The following is a 220-nucleotide window of genomic DNA, read 5'->3' on the forward strand; positions in this document are numbered from 1 at the left end:
GGCCAGCGAAATCGATACCGTGCGTTCCTCGATCAACTGGACGCTCGGCGCCAACCTGGAAAACCTGGTGTTGACCGGCACTGCCAATCTCAATGGCACCGGCAACGAGTTGAACAACTACCTGACCGGCAACAGTGGCAACAACCTCCTCGATGGCGGCGCAGGCAACGACACTCTGAACGGTGGGCAGGGTGCCGATACCCTGATCGGCGGTGCCGGC

At 61.4% G+C, this 220-nt stretch carries 1 pseudogene; it reads left to right on the forward strand.

Annotated features, from left to right (window positions below):
* Positions 1-220 (forward strand): annotated as a pseudogene (locus tag OC71_RS26760) (Ig family protein); the annotation flags it as partial.

This window comes from Pseudomonas sp. W15Feb9B (assembly GCF_000828175.1).
Taxonomy (GTDB): domain Bacteria; phylum Pseudomonadota; class Gammaproteobacteria; order Pseudomonadales; family Pseudomonadaceae; genus Aquipseudomonas; species Aquipseudomonas parakoreensis.